The organism is Corynebacterium sp. LK28 (assembly GCF_014335105.1).
Lineage (GTDB): Bacteria > Actinomycetota > Actinomycetes > Mycobacteriales > Mycobacteriaceae > Corynebacterium > Corynebacterium macclintockiae.
Genome location: NZ_PDGZ01000008.1, coordinates 174,353 through 190,638 on the forward strand (window position 1 = coordinate 174,353; position 16,286 = coordinate 190,638).

Here is a 16,286-nt window from a genome sequence, read left to right on the forward strand (position 1 = left end):
TCGCACGCTCCATAGCGGCGGCGGGTCCAGCACCATGCTGGATTCGCCGCCGCTTTGCCGTTTCTACCCCATGCACGATGTCCCAAATCTTCCATTTTGGGAATGAATGGCCGACTTGACGGGATCGTCAAAACGCTCTGACCTGCACGAAAAGAATGGTTCTAAAAGTAGAGTGGAAGATTTGGGACACCCCGGCCGCAAGCCTCCTTGCACCCACCGCAAGAATCTCCGGTTGGGAATGTACCCCGGGCACCCCGTAGCCTAGAATTAGTTCTCATAGACACTCCCCTAGACAGGAGCGCACACGGGCATGCAAGAATGCATGAACGCTTGGTGCTGCTCGACGCCTCACGCCCGCAGATAGAGGTAGGTTTCCCATGACTGACGCTGACCCGACTGACAAGAACAACCCCCTCAACGCGGGGAAGTCTGTAAGCGACGCCGAGGAAACCCCTTCCGAAACCCCAGCCAACCCCACCGCCCCGGACGACCTCGAAGAGGACAAGCCAAAATCCGGCCTGCGGAAGTTCTTTGGGATCATGCCGTTCTGGGCCTGGGTGCTGACCCTCGGCCTGATCGCCACCATCGTTGCTGGAGTCACCGCGTACGCCACGATGCGCTCCACGGAAACCGGATCTCCCGGAAGCGCTAGCAGCACTGAGCAGCTGAAGCCCTCGTACCCCAAGCCCACCACCACCGGCAAGTACGATGACGACGATACAAAGCCGACCCCCGATGCAGGCCCCGGCTACGGCAGCTACCAGGACTACTACTACGCGCCGCAGGTACCTCAGACGACTGAACAATCTGAAACGGAAACCTCTGAGGAAAACAAGCCGTCCGAAGGCTCCAAGCCCGCCAAGCCCGCCAAGCCTTCCAAGTCCCCCAAGCCATCGCCCGGCCGGAACACTGGCGGTCCGAGCGTAGGCGGCCAACGTCCGGGTGGAAACGTCGGCGGTAACGCAGGCGGCACCTCCGGCAACGGAAACACCGGCACGGGCAACGGCAACAGCACTGGCACTGGCGCAGACACAGACTCGGACGCTGGCGCCAGCGAATACGACGAGTAACCCGATAGCCACACGCGCAGGCCACGCGAGCGCGAGGGGGGCGTCACCAAAAACTATAAAAACAGCAGCCACAATGGCACAATGGGGAGAATGAGTACCCCCAAACGCCCCAGCGAACTGCGCACGCTGGATCAATCCACGAAGCTGCAAAACGTCCTCTACGAAATCCGCGGCCCGGTGAACACCGAGGCCGAGCGGATGGAGGCCGACGGGCACCGCATCCTGAAGCTCAACACGGGCAACCCCGCGGTGTTCGGCTTCGAGGCGCCGGATGTGATCATGCGGGACATGATCGCCGCGCTGCCGACGGCGCAGGGCTACTCCACGTCGAAGGGCATCATCAGCGCCCGCCGCGCAATCGTCTCCCGCTACGAGGTCATCCCGGGCTTCCCCCAGTTCGACGTCGAAGATGTGTACCTGGGCAACGGTGTGTCCGAGCTGATCACCATGACCATGCAGGCGCTGCTCAACGATGGCGACGAGGTGCTGATCCCCTCCCCGGACTACCCACTGTGGACCGCCTCCACGTCACTGTCCGGCGGCCGCCCCGTGCATTACCTGTGCGACGAGGAAAACGACTGGATGCCCTCCATCGAGGACATCAAGGCGAAGGTTACGGAGCGCACGAAGGCCATCGTGGTCATTAACCCGAATAACCCGACGGGCGCGGTGTACTCCCGCGAGATCCTGCAGCAGATCGTGGACGTTGCGCGCGAGCACTCCCTGCTGATCTTGGCCGACGAGATTTACGACAAGATCCTCTACGACGATGCCCAGCACATCAATATCGCCTCGCTGTGCCCGGACCTGCTGTGCATCACCTACAACGGCCTGTCGAAGGCGTACCGCGTGGCGGGTTACCGTTCCGGCTGGATGGTGGTTACTGGCCCAAAGGGGCATGCAAAGGGATTCATCGAGGGTATTAACGTGCTGGCGGGCACGCGCCTGTGCCCGAATGTGCCGGCGCAGCACGCGATCCAGGTGGCTATTTCTGGCCGCCAGTCCATCGACGATCTAGTGCTGCCGGGTGGGCGCCTGCTGGAGCAGCGCAACGCCGCCTACGAGGCGCTGAACGAGATCCCGGGCGTGAGCTGCGTGAAGCCGATGGGTGCGCTGTATGCCTTCCCGCGCCTGGACCCGAACGTGCACGAGATCCACGACGACGAGCAGTTCATGTTCGACCTGCTGCGCTCCGAGAAGATTCACCTGGTGCAGGGCACGGGCTTTAACTGGCCGACCCCGGACCACTTCCGCGTGGTTACGCTGCCGTGGGCCCGCGACCTGCGCGCCGCGATCGAGCGCTTGGGTAACTTCCTGGCTAGCTACCGGCAGTAGCTGTTGCTGTTTTTCTTAGCGACGCCACCTCGCGCCCCAGCTAGTTCCGGAAGTTCAGGTAGGCCTTGGAGGGGGTCGGGCCGCGCTGCCCCTGGTACTTGGAGCCCAGTGCACCACTGCCGTAGGGGGCTTCCGCCGGGCTGGTCATGGTGAATAGTGCAAGCTGGCCGATCTTCATGCCCGGGTAGAGGGCGATAGGCAGGTTGGCGGTGTTGGAAAGTTCCAGGGTGATGTGCCCGGTGAAGCCCGGGTCGATGAACCCGGCCGTCGAGTGCGTCAGCAATCCCAAACGGCCCAGGGAGGACTTGCCTTCCAGGCGCCCGGCCAGGTGGGCGGGGATGCCGAAGCATTCCAGGGTGGCGCCCAGGACGAACTCGCCAGGGTGCAGGATGAAGGCTTCGTCGTCGGGGACTTCCACCAGGGTGGTGAGTTCCTCTTGCGGCTGCTTCGGGTCGATGTGCGTGTACTTGGAGTTATTGAACACGCGGAACAGGCCGTCGAGGCGCACGTCGATGCTGGATGGCTGGACCATCTGATCGTCGTGGGGGTCGATCTTCAGCTCGCCGGATTCGATGGCGGCGCGGATGTCTCGGTCTGAAAGTAACACGCTCTATAGCCTAGCGGGTGTGGCGCTGTGCGCAGCCAGCTAGCCGTGTACTAACCCCGCCCCAGCGCCAGGAATTTCCACCCCGCGGCTTCCCACGCCTCACGTGGCAGGCAGTTGCGGCCGTCCAGCACGGTGGGGTTGTCCCCGGCCACCAGCTTGTGAGCAGCCACCGGGTCGAGTTCCTGGAACTGCTTCCATTCCGTCGCCACGATCACGATCTCTGCGCCTTCGAGTGCTTCCTCTACATTCGGTGCATAAGTCAGCGTGGGGAAGATCTTCGCTGCGTTCTCCATGCCCTGCGGGTCGTACACGGTGACGTTTGCGCCGCTCAGCGATAGCGAACCGGCCACGGACAGCGCCGGGGAATCGCGCACGTCGTCGCTGTTGGGTTTGAATGCCGCGCCGAGGACCGTCACGTTCCGGCCGATCAGGGAGCCGCCCAGCGTCTCCCGCGCCAGCTCTACTGTCTTTTCGCGGCGGCGCATGTTGATGGCGTCCACCTCACGAAGGAACGTGAGCGCCTGGTCGGCGCCGAGCTCACCTGCGCGCGCCATGAACGCGCGGATGTCCTTCGGCAGGCAACCGCCACCGAAGCCCAGCCCGGCGCCGAGGAATTTTCGCCCGATGCGGTCGTCCATGCCGATCGCGTCGGCGAGTGCGGTGACATCCGCGCCGACGATCTCGCACAGCTCCGAGACCGCGTTGATGAAGGAGATCTTGGTGGCCAGGAAGGCGTTGGCGGAGACCTTGACCAGCTCCGCGGTCGGCAGGTCCATCACCAGGAACGGGGTGCCTTCGGCGAGCGCGGGGGCGTAGATCTCGCGCGCGATGTCCTCTACGCGCTGCTGCTCGGCGCGGTCATCGCTGTTGGAGCTATCGCCGCCGAGGCCGAGGACAATGCGGTCGGGGTGCAGGGTGTCTTTCACCGCGTGGCCTTCGCGTAGGAACTCGGGGTTCCACGCGATGGTGATTTGGGCTTCGTTTGGTGACGCCGCCACGATCTCATCCGCCTTCTGCTGCAGCTCGTGCGCAGTGCCGACCGGGACGGTGGACTTGCCGAAGATGGTGTGGTTGCCACTGACCAGTGGGGCGAGCGTTTCGATGACGGCATTTACATAGGTGGTGTCCGCGGCATAGGAGCCCTTACGCTGCGGGGTGCCGACTCCGATGAAGTGGACGTGGGCGAACTCAGCAGCTTCGGCGTAGTCGGTCGTGAAACGCAGGCGGCCGGCTTCGATGTTGCGGGTGAGGATCTCTGGCAGACCGGGTTCGAAGAAAGGGACGCGCCCTTCCGAGAGAGCTTGGATTTTGTCCGGGTCGACATCGACTCCGAGCACGTCGTGACCCATTTCGGCCATGCAAGCGGCGTGGGTTGCGCCAAGGTATCCCGTTCCAAACACTGTCATACGCATAGCAGGCAAATCTACAATTGCTAGGTAAACGGGAAGTGACTTCCAGGTGATCTTGTTTGCAGCGTTTGGTTAACGAGTCTTAAGTGTTTTTCAGGCGCCGATCAGCACGGGCTGGCTGTAAAGTTCTCCAATGTGCCCTAAACCTGGATCACATACCCTCACCAACCGTCACACCCCCAAATTAACCCCCTGCAAAAAGTCAAGAGGACACGCCGTCACAAATGCCACAAAGGCTCCTAGCTGCACAAATGCAGCGCTTTTGATCTGAGCACGTCAATATAAAGCATTGCGTGATGCATATCACTCAAGAAGTTTTCCTCAGGTTTTCCCTATCCGCAGAAAGCCTGTTAAGGTTGCTGCTGTTAGGACTTACCAGCGTTTCTCCAGCTTTATAGCTGCAAACTCTTATAAACAGATGAGTGGCTACCAAGGGATTGCGGGAAGCGAAGAGTGAAGTCCTTGACTTCGAACCACTCACATTCAGAAAGGCATTTCAGATGCGTAAGTTCCGTAACGCAGCTCTGGCTGTTGCTACCGCTACCACCGTCGCCATCTCCGGCGTTTCCGTCGCTTCTGCTCAGGAGGCTGGCGACCAGACCCCGGCTGCTACCGGCTCCTCCGACCTGAAGGGCAAGATCCTGAAGGGAATCGAATGGGATTCCGAGTCTGGCAAGACCGCTTCCGGCGATAAGATCGCTACCTGGCTGAAGGGCGAGGACACGAACAACGAACTGCCGATCTGGGCAAAGATCTTCGTTGGTGGCGGCATCGCTGCTGCAGCTGCTTCCGTTTTCGGCCTGATCGTTGCTCCGGCCTACAACTTCCTGAAGTACAACGGCTTCCTGGGCTAATCCAGAGCTGCAATTCTCTTTCATCACACGATTTCAAGGAAAAGGATTCTTAAAATGAAGAACTTCCGCAAGGCCGCTCTGGCCATCGCCACCGCTTCCTCCGTTGCCCTGGGTAGCACCGCTGTCGCTTCCGCTGAGCACGACAAGACCCACGTCGGCCCGGTTTACGGCTCCTCTAGCGAAGCAAACAAGGAGGTCGGCAAGGTTCTGGGCGCTGACAAGGAGCTCACCGGTGAGCAGGCCTTCGGCCCGTTCCAGCAGCCTAACCAGCCGGGCTGGTGGATCCTGACCAAGACCCTCGGCTTCACTGCTATCATCGGCGCCGTTGCTGGCCTGGGCATCGCTGTAGGCAACTACCTGAAGAACCAGGGCATCATCAAGTAAGACCTGTTAGAGCTCTAAGCTCCAGGCTTTGATAGCCGATCAAGGGGCGGGAACGAAACTTCGTTCCCGCCCCTTTTCGCATGTCTACAGTCACTCTGCTCGCATCTTCCCTCCCTGGAAGCTCCCTCCCTGAGCAAATACTTCCCCCTTGCACACAACCTCATCTCACACAATCACACCGCCCCATACCACCGTTTAGCGTCATGGACTGGGACGGCCCCGTGTCACCTATACCCCCTTGCTCGGCTATGTGAAGCAACCAAGACCCCCAGAGCAACGAAAAGCGGGGCGCATGTCATCGCACGCTCCCCGCTGAGCCCCTCCCTAACAGATCTACTGCCCTCCGGCTCCTCCATGGCGGCTCCCCGGTCCTCAACCCCAGGCCTGGAGCCAGTTGGCCTAACCCCTACTTGCAGCTCACAATCGGCTGGGGGTCGTAGACCGTGCGCTGGGTCTCGCGGGACAGCTCCTTGCCCTTGAGGTCGCGGATCACGCGAGTGTCGGTGGTGGTGAAGCCCGGCGCGCCGGAAGACGGCGAGCAATCGTCGCCATCCAACTCAACCTTGTTCGGCGAGGTTGGGTTGGTCCGCTCACCCGGGATGGATTCCACATCCACCTGCTTCACGCCATGTAGTCGCACGGTGACGGAATCACCGGTCACGTCCGTCGTGATGCGCACAGGCGTATCGAACGGGTTCTTAAACTGCAGGTCGATTGCGCCCTCGAATACGGTCGCCTCGCGGCCGGCCGGGTAGCGGGAGATGTAATAAGAGTGCGGGGTGTGCGCCACGTCCTCCATGCCTGCGAAGTATGCGGCGTTGTACAGCGTGGTTGCGAACTGCGAGATACCGCCGCCCACAGCCTTGCCCGCGTGGCCGTCGATAATAATGCTGGACTCCACAAAGCCCTGCTCCGTACCGCGGGGACCGGTGTGGCCGTTCAGGGAGAACGTCTCCCCCGGCAGTACAATCGCACCGTTCACCATCTGCGCCACGCGGCGGATGTTCACACCGGAGGGACCGCTAAATCCACCCGTGGTGAAGGCACCTACTTCATCGTCGAAGTGAGCCTTCTTAGCCTGCTCAGTGGTGTACTTGGCCTTCTTGTCCTCATAGACCACCTTGTGTTCGCGCTTCTTTTTATCCAGCGCCTTGGCCTGGAAGTCGCCAAAGGTGTCCTTCCACTTGATGGCCACGCCATCCTTCGACGGCACCACCTTGATGTCATCGCCGTTGAACTCGAAGCTCGCGTCTCGGTATTCCACCTCGGTGCTGGAAAGCTGCTCACCCAGCACCTCCTTGGCCTTGTCCGTGTTCCACTGCGGCATGAACTCTCCGCCATCCACCTTGAAGGTCAGGATGGAGTGCCAGTCCTGCGGGGTGATCACACCATCGACCTTGTCGCGGCCGTGGAACACCAGGTTCTTCGCCGTCGCCGGGGCCACGTACTGCTTGGCTGCACGTTCCGCGGCGTCCTTATCCGCATCTGCCGGTGTGATGGTGGCTTCCACGTTCACGCGCCCGTCGGTGTTCAGCCAGTTTTCCCGCACCTCGGTAGCCAGCAGCTCGCGGTCGACGGTCTGCCCCGGCTTGTCTTCCTTGATATCCGCCTTGCCCTCGTTGTTCACGGTCAGCGCTGCGTTCTGCGGATCGCGGGTCAGCTCGCGCTCCACGCGATTCAGGGACCGGTTCAGGCTTTCATCCGTGATCCGCGAGATAATGCCTACCTCGCGGGTCTCGAAGAAGGAACGGATGCGCGTAATCGGGTTCAGCGGCTGCTGGCCCGCCTGATCCACCGTCGCACCCCAATCCACCTGCATGCCGGACTGCGTGGGCTCGATGGTGGAGCTCATGTTGCCCGCATTCACCGTCACCGGCTGGCGGGTGCGCTCGCCCAGATCGTTGCGCAAGCGCTGCTCAGCCTGGGACTTATCCACACCACTGATGTCCACGCCACCGACGGTCACACCACGGGGAACTGTGCCTTCACTCATGGCCAAGTCCACGCCGTAAAGCACACCCCCCAGGCCGATCAAACCAACAAAGAACCACACCCACCACGGAATGCCTCGGCGCTTGCGTGGCTTAACGGGCCGGCTTTGCTTAGTCTGATCCTGAGAATTCACGCAGGTAAGTCTATCGTGAACACCCCCTATCAGGGAATTCTTTTACTTGGAAATGCAGGTGCGATCCACGGATTTGCGCACCCGATCCTCCGGGATCCGGCCGTCATCGATCGCTGTGCGTATAGCCGCCACCACATCGGGGATCTCCACGGCTCCGGCCGCTGCCAGCGCCACATCCGCGCCCGCCGCCAGTGCGGCCACGGCTGCCTCCGGGCCGGGATAGGCATCCGTCACGGCCTTCATGCCGGTCAGGTCGTCGGTGTAGATCACGCCGTCGAAACCTGGGGCGTCCTGCTTCGGCCCGTAGCCACCCTTCCGCAGCAGCTTGTAAGCCTCCGGGTTCACCGAGGACGGCAAAGGCTTACCCAACCCCGGCACCTGCACGTGGCCGACCATCACGGACATCCCCTTTACGCCTACCAACTCCCGGAAAGGCAGCAAATCGTTGTCCTGCATTTTCTCCAGCGGCGGAGTGGTCACCGCGCCCATGTGCGAATCGCCCGTCGCGTGCCCATGGCCCGGGAAGTGCTTCAACACCGGAGTCACCCCAGCCTGCTGTAGCCCCTCCGAGTACGCCCGCGCGTAGTCGGCCGCCACCTTCGGATCGGCGCTGAAAGCACGCGAACCGATCGCATTGTCGGAAACATTCTGACCACCGGCCAAGTCCACCACCGGCGCGAAGTCCACAGTGATGCCCAAAGCGCGGATCTTCTTTCCGTGCTTCACCATCAGGTCGCGCACCTGCTCGGGGCTCATGGTGTTCGCCATCTGCTGCGCGCTCGGCAGTTCGCCAATGATCTCCGATAGGCGCTGCACCAGCCCGCCTTCCTCATCCACACTGACGGTCAGCGGTTCACCCGCGCGCTTTTCCAGCGCCGCCAGGCTACGCGCGGGGTCGCCCTGCCCATTGAGGATGCTGCGGTCCGTCTGCGAACCAATAAAGAGGTGCCGCACACCTAAATCGACGGCTTGTTCTGCGGATTCGTAGTTTGTGACGCCCACCGCCAGCATCCGCCCAGCCATATCCCTAGGGGCCTTGCCCTCCACCTGGGTACACGTCGGCCGGTCATCCGCCTGGGCTGCGGTGGATTCGGCAGCGCCGGAGGTTCCGGAGGTCGGCGCGGCGGAAGTGGTGGTACCCGAGGATGAGGTGTTGGTGGGCTGGTCAGTGGGCGTCGATAAGGAACAAGCGCTAGAGGCAACAAGAAGAGCGAAACCTAAAGCGCCAGCGGCTACGTGTCTACGGGGCATAGTATTAACGTAGTAACAAACGCAACAAGCAGAGCACCAATCGAAGAGTGCAATCGAGGAGCGATAACCATGACCGAGCAGGCAGAGCAAGCACAGCAGGCACAGCACAAGGCCTTCGACGCGAGCGGCGATACGGTGCTGATCGCCTACGACGGCTCTGCGGAGGCTCGCGGCGCCGTGGAACATTCCGGGCGCTTCCTGTCCGCAAAGAACGCCTACATCCTGACCGTATGGGAGCCGATCCACCGCCAGGCTGCGCGCGCAGCGGGCATGAGCGGCATGATGCAGCACGACTGGTCCAACGAGACCGGCGAGCACCCGGAAGACGACGATCCGGCATACGCAGAGGCAGTGAACATCTGCAACGAGGGCGTGGAGCTGGCCAACTCCCATGGTTTTGCAACCGAACCTTTTTTGGTAGAGTCCGGAACAGCTATCTGGAGCGCCATCGTGGATGCCGCCGATGAGCTGGATGTGGATCTGATCGTCACGGGAACCCGTGCACTATCGGGCTGGAAGTCCTTCCTGCAGTCCAGCGTGTCGGACAGCATCATCAAAAACGCTGGTCGCCCCGTGCTGATTGTCCCGCCGATCGAAGATGAGGACTAGTTTTCACAAACGAACGTTTGTGGGCGTTTCATTAGGTACGATCAACAAGAAGCTAGTACGCTAAAACCACAACAGTCCCAATAGGAACAGGAATTAACATGGCTTACGAAACTGCCTCCAACCGTCGTGGCCTGGGCGCCCTGGTCGCCTCCGCAGTCGCAGGCCTGGTTCTGGGCGGCGGCGCCGCCTTCGGCGCAGGTGCAATGGCCGACTCTACGGAACTGCCCACCGACGAACAGATCGCCGTCAACCAGGACAATGCCTTCCTGGGTGCCGTCCAGTACGGCGGCCGCACCAGCGAATAAAGGCGCAACGCCACGTGCCAACGACGGCGCAACGCCCCCTTTCTCGCCGCGCTTGGGTGTACACCACCCTCGCGTGGTTTCTTTTCGCATTCCTACAGTCCCCGGGGCTGACCTCCGCCGATACGAAGCTGAACCTGACCGCCAACCCCTGGGGGTTCCTTGGCCAGGCGCTGTATCCGTGGACTGACACATTCCCGCTAGGGCAGCTGCAGAACCAGGCCTATGGGTACCTGTTCCCCCACGGCCTGTTCTTCGCCGTTTTTTCCTTTCTGCCCGGGTGGGTAGTGCAGCGCCTGTGGTGGGGTTTACTGCTGACGTTGGCGTTTTCCGGCACGGTTCTTCTACTGCAGAGGCTGCGGATCGGCAGCCGCGGATCGCGGGTCGTCGCGGGCATTCTTTTTGCCCTCTCCCCGCGCATCCTGACCACCCTGGGGGCCATTAGCTCCGAGGCGTGGGTGTGTGCGCTAGTGCCGTGGGTATTGCTGCCGGTGGCCAGTGCGGCTCTGCTGGCGCGGGGAACTAGCGATCGCGCGCGTGGCTGGCCCGACAAGCGCACACGAGCCTACCTGGCCAAATACGCGCTGCTTAGCGCACTGGCAGTGCTGTGCCTGGGCGCGGTGAACGCCGTCGCCACCGCCGTGGCCATCCTGCCCGCCGTGATCTTCTGGCTGGGCATGTGCATTCGCCGCCCGCGGGTGGGCCTGTACTTTGCACTGTGGTGGGTGCCCGCCGGGCTGCTGGCCACGTTCTGGTGGATCGGCCCGCTACTTCTGCTGGGCAAGTACTCCCCGCCGTTCACGGACTACATCGAGTCCGCATCACTGACCACCAACTGGATGAACCTGGCCGAGGTTCTGCGGGGAACCACCAGCTGGACGGCCTTCCTTTCCGCCGAGCGCCAAGGCGGGTACGCGCTGGTCGGAGAGCCCGTTTTCGTCGCCGGCACCCTGCTGGTTGCATTCCTGGGGCTGTGGGGGCTAACCCGCCCGCGCCTGCCATTCGCGGGCCGCTGGCTGGTGATCCTACTGGTGGGTGTGGCTGCGATGGTGTTCGCCACCGCCCCGATCTCCCCGTTCTCCGTCTGGGGTCGCGTATTCCTCGATGGCGCGGGTGCGCCCCTTCGCAACCTGCACAAGTTCGATCCGCTGGTGCGGCTGGTGCTGGTGGTGGGTATCGCCCACGGGTTGGCGCGCTTGCCGTGGCCGGGGTTAAGCCGCGAACGCTGGGCGCGGTGGCGCAACCCGGAGAAGCACGCCGAGGTACCCCGCGCCATCGCCGTCAGTCTGCTGGTCGCCGTGGTCACCGCCACCGGCTGGTCCGGGCGAATCGCCGCCGCGGATGCCTACCGCACGGTACCCGACTACTGGACCGAGGCCGCGGACTGGCTGAACTCCGAAGTAGCGAAGGAAGCCGGGGATTCGCACGTCCCCGCCCGCACGATGATCCTCCCCAAGGCCCGCTTCGCCCGCCAGACCTGGGGAAACACCCGCGACGAACCCGCCCAACCGCTCTTGGACGTACCGTGGGTCGTCCGCGACTCCGTGCCGCTGGTGCAGCCAGAGGCCATCCGTGGCCTCGACGGCGTGCAGCGCGAGTTGGAAACCGGCACGGCCATCCCCTCCCTCGCCGCCACGTTGTGGCAGCAGGGTGTGAGCTACCTGGTGCTGCGCTATGACCTCACGAGCGCTGCCGATACCCCCGGAGCCAAGCGGATTCAGCACACCCTCGAACGCTCCGGCGGGTTCGACAAGGTCGCCTCCTTCGGCGACGACCAGGTGCGCATCTACCGCGTCGATGCTGGCGCTGGCGGTCCTGGCGCTGGTAGCTCTGGGGACCTGCGGATTATTGACGCCGAACGTCTCGACGTCGCCCATTCCGGCCCCGAATCCCTCCCCCGCCTCGCTGCGGCAGACGCTGCCCTGGGTAGACAGGGTTCAGCGAGGACGCGCGTGGGGGCGTCCCAAGGTAAAGAACTAGGGCTAGCAGCACAGACGGTGACCGATACGCCTGCGCTGCGCGACCACAACTACGGCAACGTGGTGGGCGCGGACAGCGAGATCCGCAGCATCGACGACGAAAGCAAGGTGCTCAACCCCGTGCGCGACTACCCAGTGCGCGACGCAGATGGGCGGGAGCTGGCGCCGGAACAGATGACGCGCGTGGAGGGGCGCGGCGAAGTGCGGGTCTCCTCAACCGCCGCGGATCCGACGGGATTCGGCGGGGCGGAAACATACTCGTCCGCAACCTCCGCAGTGGATGGATCGCGCCGGACCGCGTGGCGGCCGACCGTCGGCAACGTGGCTGGCCAATACATCGAATTCCGCCTGGAAAAGGCACACAACCAACTGGCGCTGCGGCTGGACATTCAGGGGCGGCCGACTCGGGTGCAGGTGACAACCTACCTGCAGGATCGGGTGGTGGCAGGCACCTTGAAGACCCTGGAACCGGGCAAGACTAACAAGGTGAATGTGCCGGCGGGCAAGGCCGACAGGATCCGCCTGACCATCGTGGGAGCCTTCGGCGATTTCGGCGTGGCCGAGGCGAAGGTGCTGGCGGGCGAAGAGGACGTCACGCCGCAGCGAGTGCCGACGGTGCCCCCGGTGGACGCGGTGGACGCGGCGGACGGGGTCGACGGGGCTGACGGGACCGACGGAGTAGCCGGGGACGGTGCACAGGGCGCTGGCGCTGGCTCCGCAGTGAACAGGTGGGTGTTCGGCCAGGAAATCAGCGAATCCGTGATGCTGCGCAACTTCGAGGTTCCGGAATCCATCGGCAACGGTGCGGGGCAGCTGCCGGTCGTCGTACATTCCTCCGAGTGCGCCGACGACGACCAGGCGCCGGTGACTATCGACGGCCAGGGCTTTTCCTGCGGCGACACCCTGAACCTGCCTGCGGGGAAGCACGCGCTATCCACCACCGCGCGCTGGGTGGCGCTATCGGTAGCCGAGCCGCTGTTCGGCGCTGCGGTGCGCGAGACCCCGGCCGCGCAGACCTTGGAGCAGGCCACCCCGCGGGATCAGCTCGCCCCCGGCGAGCAGTCCACGCACCTGGAGGCCTCGGACAAGAAGCGCATTTTGTTTAGCCCCTCGCAGGCGAACCCTGGGCGCATCGCCACGCTGGAACACGACGGCGAGACCACACAACTGACCCCCATCACCGTCAACGGTTGGCAGCAGGGCTGGATCGTCCCGGAGGGCGCGTCCGGGCTGGTCACCATACATTTCGAGGGCACTGGATTGTATCGGACGTGGCTGGCCATCGGGCTGGTAGCGGCACTGGTGCTGGTGGGCTTGTGCATCTTTGTGGCGCGGCGGACGCGCCGGATGCCGGTGCCCGCGGAGATCGCTGCGAGTACGGCTGGCACGGGCACGGCCGACACAGACTCAGTCGACGCTGCTGCCGATACCTCTCCCCACCTCCGCCGCATCCTGCTGGCTGTCAGGGCCATCGTCGGACTATCCGCACTGACCGCGCTAACGCTCTGCATCCGTGGCGCGTGGGGCAGCGGAAACTACTACGCGGGCGGGTTCGTGGTGAACGGCGCACTCGCCGTCGTGCTGTTGGCCGTGGTTGCCTCGGTCCTCGCCTCGGCCTTCGTGGAAGCCCGCACCGAACGCCACCAGGAGTTAATCGCCCGGCGCGCGGGCTCCTCCACCAGCGCATAACTCAGCGCAGCGACGGGCACGCTCAGCACAAACGTCGCCACCAACACTAGCGCCGTGTACCCACTGAACAGATGCACCCCAAGCAGCGGGAACACCAGCGACAGCAGCGACATGTGCCACAGGAAGATCGCATACGACCAGCGGCCCAGCGCCTGCATCGGCGCCGATTCTAGGAACTTCGACCGCGGCGCCAGCGTGTACGGGATGATCAGCGCGGCGGCGAACACCAGCCCGTACAGCGTCCGGCGGGCGAACTCCGCCGGCGCCGCGTGAGTCAGACCCTCCGGCCCATCCGAAGCCGCGACCGCCAGCGCGCCGATAGCCAGCAACCAGAACACCCAGCGGAACTTCGCGATGGCTCGAACCTCGGGCAGCTGGTACCGGGCGTCAATACCTTCGGCCCCATCCTTTCCCGTGCGCGCGTAGGCACGGTCCTGCACGATCGACTCCAGCTCCGCGCCGAGCAACCCCACCCCAAACCATGCGATAAACGCAGGTGGCATGATGTGCGGATTCAGCCCACCGGGTGCGGGTGGCTCAGCGAATGCGGGGATGAAGGCCCAGCCGAAACTCGCCGCCGCCACTGCGACGATGCACACGATGCGCCATTTTCTTTCTTGACGCCCCCACGCCACCGCGATCACAGGAAGCACAAGGTAGAAGGCCATTTCTACGCACAAGCTCCACAGGTGGGTCAGCCCGCCGATCAGGCCACCGTCGACGTAGATCTGCACCATGATGACGTTCGAGAGCATCTGCCACACCGTCGGCGCTCCCGCAACCGGGAAGAACAGCAACACGATCGCGACGGTGACCAGGTAGGCGGGGAAGATTCGCCCCAGGCGCTTGACGTAGTAGCCCGCAAGGGTCAGCAGGTTGTCGCGCGAGGTCGATACCGCGAAATCCGCCCGGTGGCGGCGCCACAGCAGGAAGCCGGAGAGGGCGAAGAACACAGGCACGAAGAAGTCGGTGCGCGCCATCATGCGGTTCAGCAGGTTGCCGGTATCCGCCCCGGTCTGGAAGGCGACGTGGGTGATGATGATGCCGGAGCAGGCAATCGCGCGCAGCCCTTCCAGCGCAGGCAGAAAGGGCGCGGGGCGGGCAGTGGCCTTATTCGTGCTCGAGTTCTTAGCACTCGGGATCTTCGTGCTCATCGGGATCAGCATAGCCGACGATCTGGATGGGCAGAGTCAAAAACGCTAGCCCCACATATGCACAAACACCCAGGACAACGGCCTTTCACAGACTTTTCTTGAAAAATATGTTGAAACTACGAAGTATCTAGTTTTGATTGGCTAAAGTATTGGAAGCTTTCAAGGCTAAATGAAGTCACCGGATAAATTTCGACAGATAGAGTCAGGAACCCCCTCCTATGAAGAGAATCCTTTCCTCCGTAGCGATTGTGCTCGGCGTAGCGATGCTGGTCCTAGCCTTCGCCCTGCCCACCTATGTCGTCCCCAAGGGCAAGGTCCTGCCGCTGGACCTGGTTTCCACCACCGGCACCCCGAAGACCCCCGGTAACCTACTGGATTCCGGTGCGCTAGCTTCCGGCAAGCCAGTGGGCGATAACAAGGACAAGCCGGAATGCAAGGGCGATAACCCGCAGATCAAGTGCTTCATCAACAAGGGGCTGGAGATGCAGTCCCAGCGCTTCACCACTGCACAGGAGCCTTCGGACAAGAAGGTCGTCACCCTGGAGGCCGGCCAGACCCTGTTCCGTACGGACAAGGAAGAGCCGAAGAACCTGATCAGCGCGTCGATCGACCACGTCACCCTGGATCGCAAGACCCAGATGCCGGTGCCGGATCCGACTTCCTCTATTGAGCTGAACGCACCGGCGCTGGATGCAGCCGCCAAGGAGGGCAAGGACGAAGAGGTTGAGGCTTCCGTAGCTCCGTTCACCCGCCCGGGCATCACCTACCAGTTCCCGATGGGCACGGACCGCAAGTCCTACGACTACTTCGACATGCAGATCCTGAAGACCCAGCCGATCGACTACGTCGGTGAGGAAGAACAGGATGGCGAGAAGGTCTACCGCTTCGAGCAGACCGTTCCCCCGACCGAGCTGTACCCGGCACTGCGCGAGCGCCTGGAGGCCGACGGTGAGCTGTCCAAGGGCGACAAGGGCACCCTGGCCGCGCTGCGCCTGAAGTTCCCGGCGAAGGTGTGGGGCCTAAAGCCGGAAGAGATTAAGAACAAGGGCGGCGAAGGCGAGAAGAAGGCCGACGAAAAGAAGGACGGCGAGAACGGCGAAGGCGAGGACAAGAAGGAGGACCTCGGTCCCGAGGTCGAGATGTCCCGCTACTACACCGTCCACCGCGTGCTCCGCGTGCTGCCGGAGACCGGCGTGATCGTCAACGGTTCCGAAGAGGTCTTCCAGTACTACGCGCAGGACGACGAGGACGCACAGCGCATCTTCGACAACAAGGAAGAGGAAATCAACAACCCGACCCGCACCGCCGTGTACTTCCCCGGCGCATGGGACGACGATTCCCGCGCAGCGCAGATGAAGAAGGCTTCCGAGGGTAAGGAAAAGCTGAAGCTGATGGGCACCATCCTGCCGTGGATCCTGGGTGTTGTTGGCCTGATCCTTCTGGTTATCGGCTGGATCGCACACCGCTCTGCACGCCTCGCCAGTAAATAATTCCCTTTGACCCACTAGACTGTTCGCT

Annotated in this window: 12 protein-coding genes and 1 pseudogene; 8 read left to right on the plus strand and 5 right to left on the minus strand. The window is 62.9% G+C overall.

The features are described 5' to 3' along the window. Positions 1 to 377: 377 nt before the first annotated feature. Positions 378 to 1,070: a hypothetical protein gene (locus CRD15_RS03035; protein WP_034994490.1), complete on the plus strand. Its 693-nt coding sequence runs from the start codon at positions 378 to 380 to the stop codon at positions 1,068 to 1,070. A 90-nt stretch (positions 1,071 to 1,160) separates the two neighbouring features. Continuing rightward, complete coding sequence (locus tag CRD15_RS03040; RefSeq protein ID WP_187401872.1) at positions 1,161 to 2,405, plus strand: pyridoxal phosphate-dependent aminotransferase; 1,245 nt, start codon at positions 1,161 to 1,163, stop codon at positions 2,403 to 2,405. A 40-nt stretch (positions 2,406 to 2,445) separates the two neighbouring features. Here CRD15_RS03040 and dcd read toward each other — a convergent pair whose 3' ends face one another. Both dcd and CRD15_RS03050 read right to left on the minus strand, forming a co-directional pair. Continuing rightward, positions 2,446 to 3,012 carry a dCTP deaminase gene (gene dcd / locus CRD15_RS03045; protein ID WP_035007586.1) on the minus strand — a complete coding sequence of 189 codons (567 nt, stop codon included), beginning with the start codon at positions 3,010 to 3,012 and terminating at the stop codon, positions 2,446 to 2,448. Between the two features lie 50 nt (positions 3,013 to 3,062). Next, positions 3,063 to 4,424, minus strand: a complete 1,362-nt coding sequence (locus tag CRD15_RS03050) for a UDP-glucose/GDP-mannose dehydrogenase family protein (protein WP_187401873.1) — start codon at positions 4,422 to 4,424, stop codon at positions 3,063 to 3,065. A gap of 497 nt (positions 4,425 to 4,921) precedes the next feature. Here CRD15_RS03050 and CRD15_RS03055 point away from each other — a divergent pair, with 497 nt between their 5' ends. Next, a complete protein-coding gene (locus tag CRD15_RS03055; RefSeq protein WP_187401874.1) occupies positions 4,922 to 5,275 on the plus strand; it encodes a hypothetical protein in 354 nt (117 codons plus the stop codon). 54 nt (positions 5,276 to 5,329) lie between these two features. Continuing rightward, a complete protein-coding gene (locus tag CRD15_RS03060) occupies positions 5,330 to 5,659 on the plus strand; it encodes a hypothetical protein (protein ID WP_187401914.1) in 330 nt (109 codons plus the stop codon). A gap of 406 nt (positions 5,660 to 6,065) precedes the next feature. On the opposite strand, the gene CRD15_RS03065 is transcribed toward CRD15_RS03060, so the two are convergent. Further along, positions 6,066 to 7,784 (minus strand): VanW family protein, encoded by a 1,719-nt coding sequence (locus CRD15_RS03065; RefSeq protein WP_187401875.1) that lies wholly within the window; start codon positions 7,782 to 7,784, stop codon positions 6,066 to 6,068. A gap of 42 nt (positions 7,785 to 7,826) precedes the next feature. Further along, complete coding sequence (locus CRD15_RS03070; protein WP_187401876.1) at positions 7,827 to 9,035, minus strand: glycoside hydrolase family 3 N-terminal domain-containing protein; 1,209 nt, start codon at positions 9,033 to 9,035, stop codon at positions 7,827 to 7,829. A gap of 69 nt (positions 9,036 to 9,104) precedes the next feature. On the opposite strand from CRD15_RS03070, the gene CRD15_RS03075 reads away from it, so the two are divergent. From CRD15_RS03075 to CRD15_RS10205, 3 genes are all read left to right on the plus strand, one after another. Beyond that, positions 9,105 to 9,644, plus strand: coding sequence for a universal stress protein (locus tag CRD15_RS03075; RefSeq protein WP_051873858.1), 540 nt, complete (start codon positions 9,105 to 9,107; stop codon positions 9,642 to 9,644). Positions 9,645 to 9,742: 98 nt separating this feature from the next. Further along, on the plus strand, positions 9,743 to 9,949 hold the full coding sequence (locus CRD15_RS03080; protein ID WP_034972623.1) for a DUF2613 domain-containing protein: 207 nt from the start codon (positions 9,743 to 9,745) through the stop codon (positions 9,947 to 9,949). A gap of 14 nt (positions 9,950 to 9,963) precedes the next feature. After that, positions 9,964 to 13,614, plus strand: a complete 3,651-nt coding sequence (locus CRD15_RS10205) for a DUF3367 domain-containing protein (protein WP_370546768.1) — start codon at positions 9,964 to 9,966, stop codon at positions 13,612 to 13,614. Positions 13,615 to 13,637: 23 nt separating this feature from the next. Here CRD15_RS10205 and CRD15_RS03085 read toward each other — a convergent pair. After that, a pseudogene (locus tag CRD15_RS03085) lies at positions 13,638 to 14,780 on the minus strand (acyltransferase family protein); the annotation flags it as partial. Positions 14,781 to 14,986: 206 nt separating this feature from the next. Here CRD15_RS03085 and CRD15_RS03090 point away from each other — a divergent pair. Continuing rightward, positions 14,987 to 16,258 (plus strand): DUF3068 domain-containing protein, encoded by a 1,272-nt coding sequence (locus tag CRD15_RS03090; RefSeq protein WP_187401878.1) that lies wholly within the window; start codon positions 14,987 to 14,989, stop codon positions 16,256 to 16,258. Positions 16,259 to 16,286 lie beyond the last annotated feature (28 nt).